A 4,057-nucleotide genomic window follows, 5' to 3' on the forward strand; every position below is an offset into this window, starting at 1 on the left:
TCCATGACAGGCCCCGCTCAGGCAGGAAACTGGGTGTGAATGATGGCCAGCAAGGCGGCCACGGTGTCCGGCTCGTCGCTCAGCGGTTCGGCCAGCGCGATAGGCTGCGCGCTTGACCAGCTTGTCCCACCAGCCGCCGACGATATCTTCCATGACAGGCCCCGCTCAGGCAGGAAACTGGGTGTGAATGATGGCCAGCAAGGCGGCCACGGTGTCCGGCTCGTCGCTCAGCGGTTCGGCCAGCGCGGTACGGCAGGCCAGCGCCGGGCGCATGCCCGATGCCATCAGCTTGGCGGCATACACCAGCAAGCGGGTGCTGACCGATTCGTCCAGGTCGTAACCGGACAGGCGGCGTAACTGGCCGGCCAGTGTCACCAGTTGCTGCGCCTGTGCCGCGGCAAGGCCGGATTCCTGCATCACCACCTGCTGTTCCACTTCGGCAGACGGAAAATCGAAGCTCATGGCGACAAAACGCTGGCGCGTGCTGGGCTTGAGGGTTTTCAGCACATGCTGGTAGCCGGGGTTGTAGGACACCACCAGCATGAAGCCGGGCGGGGCCACCAGCACTTCGCCAGTGCGTTCGATGGGCAGGATGCGGCGGTCGTCGGTGAGCGGGTGCAGCACCACGGTGGTGTCCTTGCGTGCTTCCACCACTTCATCCAGATAACAGATGCCGCCCTGACGCACCGCACGGGTGAGCGGGCCGTCGCACCATACGGTTTCGCCATCGCCAATCAGGTGGCGGCCCACCAGGTCGGCAGCGGACAGGTCGTCATGGCAGGACACGGTAATCAGCGGCAGGCCCAGCCGGGCCGCCATATGGGCGACAAAGCGGGTTTTGCCACAGCCGGTGGGGCCTTTGATCAACACCGGCAGCTGCTGCTGCCAGGCGGCTTCAAACAGCTGGCATTCATCGCCCTGTGGCTGGTAGAACGGCGCGGATAATTCGGGACGCAGCGGTGCGTTCATGGCTTTTCCTTAGCGAAAACTCAACAGCAGCACACCGGTCACCAGCAGCAGCCAGCCATGCACGCTGGCGCGCAGCCAGTGCGGGGCATGGCGCAGCCCCATGTATCGCTCGATGACCACCCAACCCTTGAGCCAGGCAAAACCCAGCACCAGCGGTGCCAGCCAGTGTTGTGACAGCTGGCCGGTTTCAGCCAGCACGGCCGCCAGCAGGGTCAGGCCACTGAGCCAGGCCCACAACAGCCATTGGGTAAGGGGGGCGGGTGTGTTCATGGGGTCAACGATACCGGCCATGCAGGGCCATGGCCTTGATTCCAGATAAGCCCTGCCAACAAACTGCGGCGCTTAACGCGCCACGTAAATCAGCGCAAACAGCACAATCCACACCAGGTCCACCATATGCCAGTAGGCGGCTGCGGTTTCCACGCCATCAATGGCCGCACCGGCATAGCGCCCGTCGCGGGCCTGCCACCACACGGCGGCGACAATCACCATGCCCAGTACCACATGCAGAAAGTGGAACACGGTGAGCGAGAGGTAGAACATCCAGAAATCGCCGCTGGACAGGGTGATGCCAGCGGCAAACTTGCCACCCAGCTCGATGGCCTTGAGCACCAGAAAACCGCCACCGGCCAGCATGGTGGACATCAGCCAGCGCCGCCCGCTGCGCTGACGGTTCAACGCAAAGGCGCGCACGGCGGCCACGATGGCAGCACTGCCCGCCAGCAACAGCAAGGTATTGAGCGTGGGCAGCAGCAGGTGCAGCTGCTGCTGGCCGTGGGAAAACAGTGCCGGATCACGCCAGCGGTGATAGCCGTACACCAGGAAGAACACGCCGAACACCGCCAGCTCGGCCAGGATGAAACACCACATGGCTAGGTCTCCCGGCACATGACGGTCTTGCGGTATGTCTTCCAGCAGCAGGCTGTCGGCAGGCATGGTTTGTCTCCAATGAAAAAACGGCCCTTTGCGGGCCGCTTGTTGCTCGGTTCACTCAGGCTTCGCGCTTGCCGGTGACAAAGAAGCTGATCAGGTACAGCATCAGGCCGCTGAAGAAGCCCAGACCGCACACCAGACGAGCCCAGTACAGCGGCATGATGTGGTCCTGCGTTTCCATGAAGGACAGCGGTGCGCTGGACATGCGTTGCAACCACACCTGTGTCGCACCGGCAGCGGTCAGGCACAGCGTGATGCCGACGATGGACAGGGTCATCACCCAGAACGCCAGTTTTTCCACGTTCTGTGCTTGCGGGCTGTTGGCTTCACGGCCACGCAGCAGCGGCATGGTGTAGGAAATCATGGTCAGCACCACCATGGCGTAAGCACCGTAGAAGGCCATGTGACCGTGCGAAGCAGTCAGCTGCGTGCCGTGGGTGTAGTAGTTCACCACCGACAGCGTGCCCAGAAAGCCCCAGACGCCCGCGCCCAGGAAGGACATCACACCGGTGCCCAGCGCCCACAGCGTGGCAGCCTGGTTGGGGTGCTGACGGCGGCGACGCTTGACCATATTGAAGGCAAACATGGTCATCATGAAGAAGGGCACCGGCTCCAGTGCGGAGAAGATGGAACCCCATACCTGCCAGTACGCCGGTGTGCCGATCCAGAAATAATGGTGACCGGTACCGATGATGCCGGTGATCAGCGTCATGGCAATGATCAGGTACAGCCATTTTTCGATGATTTCACGGTCCACCCCGGTCACCTTCACCAGCACGAAGGCCAGCATGGCACCCATGATCAGCTCCCACACGCCTTCCACCCACAGGTGTACCACCCACCACCAGAAGTACTTGTCCAGCACCAGGTTGCTGGGGTTGACGAAGGAAAACAGGAAGAAGATGGCCAGGCCCCACAGCCCCAGCAGCATCACGATGCTGATGCTGGTCTTGCGGCCGGACAGCAGCGTCATCGACAGGTTGAACAAAAAGGACAGCGCCACCAGCACGATGCCCACCTTGGTGATGAGCGGCTGCTCCAGGTAACCGCGCCCCATGGTGGGCAGCAAGTCGTTACCGGTGAGGTGGGCCAGCACGTTATAGGGCAGGCCCAGGTAGCCGACAATGGTCAGCGCACCGGCAACCAGGAATACCCAGAAGGTGATGATGGCCAGTTTCGGGCTGTACAGCTCGCGCTCGCATTCTTCCGGAATCAGGAAGTAACCCGCCCCCATGAAGCCGAACAGCAGCCAGACAATCAACAGGTTGGTGTGCACCATGCGCGCGGTGCTGAAATTGATGGCCGGGAACAGGAAGTCCCCCTTCACATACTGCAGGCCGATGATCAGGCCAAACAGGATCTGGCCGATGAACAGGCCGATGGCCGCCATGAAATAAGGCTTGGCCACCGCCTGCGAGCGGTATTTGATCTGGGCTGGCGCACGGGCTTGTTCAGCCGCCAGCGTTGCCGCACTTGCATTGCTCATGTGTATCTCCGTCAGCGATTGGTCTGGTGCGATCAGCCCTGGATATTGGGCGGCCAGTTATTGGTATTGATCTCGGAGGTGTATTTCAGGAAAGCCACCACGTCGTCCAGCTCGCCCTCGTTCAGATGGAACTGCGGCATCTGGCGACGACCGGGTACGTTGGTGGGCATGGCCTTCATCCAGCCCTTGATGAAATCCGGGCCACGGCGCACATACACATTGCCCAGCTCCGGTCCGAAATAAGCCCCCTCGCCCAGCAAGGTATGGCAGCCGCCACAATTGCGCGTCTCCCAGATCTTCTTGCCGCGCACCGCCGCATCGGTCAGCTTGGCCTTGGCGTTATGGCTGGGCAGGGCCATGGTGGTATCCAGCGTCAGCCCCAGGAACAACAGGAAAAAGAACACCGACCCACCGTAAAAGATGTTGCGGGCCGTCGATTTGGTGAAGCTCGCGCTCATCACGTCCTCCTCAAAGTGCTTGCACCGGCACGTCCGGTACCTGGGGCGAAATGTACGGATTCGGGCATCCCGATAGCATTGATTCGTATCAACGATTCCCGGCCACCCTCCTTCCTACACTGGCGGCATCGTCATTTGGCAAGCCTTTGCCCGGGAGTCTGCATGCACCGCCCAGCCCTGCCCCCGCTGCCGCCCACGCCGGCCGGCAGCC

5 protein-coding genes are annotated in these 4,057 nt (G+C 61.9%); all 5 read right to left on the reverse strand.

Translation table 11 applies throughout. The annotated features are described in order from the left end of the window. Window positions 1-165: 165 nt before the first annotated feature. On the reverse strand, window positions 166-969 hold the full coding sequence (locus AWT75_RS20170) for a CbbQ/NirQ/NorQ/GpvN family protein (protein ID WP_062791528.1): 804 nt from the start codon (window positions 967-969) through the stop codon (window positions 166-168). A 9-nt stretch (window positions 970-978) separates the two neighbouring features. Continuing rightward, window positions 979-1,239, reverse strand: a complete 261-nt coding sequence (locus AWT75_RS20175) for a cytochrome C oxidase subunit IV family protein (RefSeq protein ID WP_062791532.1) — start codon at window positions 1,237-1,239, stop codon at window positions 979-981. 72 nt (window positions 1,240-1,311) lie between these two features. Next, window positions 1,312-1,905 carry a cytochrome c oxidase subunit 3 gene (locus AWT75_RS20180; RefSeq protein WP_062791530.1) on the reverse strand — a complete coding sequence of 198 codons (594 nt, stop codon included), beginning with the start codon at window positions 1,903-1,905 and terminating at the stop codon, window positions 1,312-1,314. A 55-nt stretch (window positions 1,906-1,960) separates the two neighbouring features. Beyond that, complete coding sequence (locus AWT75_RS20185) at window positions 1,961-3,388, reverse strand: cbb3-type cytochrome c oxidase subunit I (RefSeq protein WP_045846234.1); 1,428 nt, start codon at window positions 3,386-3,388, stop codon at window positions 1,961-1,963. 32 nt (window positions 3,389-3,420) lie between these two features. Beyond that, window positions 3,421-3,846, reverse strand: coding sequence for a c-type cytochrome (locus tag AWT75_RS20190; protein ID WP_045846233.1), 426 nt, complete (start codon window positions 3,844-3,846; stop codon window positions 3,421-3,423). Window positions 3,847-4,057 lie beyond the last annotated feature (211 nt).

Origin of the sequence: Aquitalea pelogenes (genome assembly GCF_001515305.1) — a bacterium.
In the GTDB taxonomy this organism is placed as follows: domain Bacteria; phylum Pseudomonadota; class Gammaproteobacteria; order Burkholderiales; family Chromobacteriaceae; genus Aquitalea; species Aquitalea pelogenes.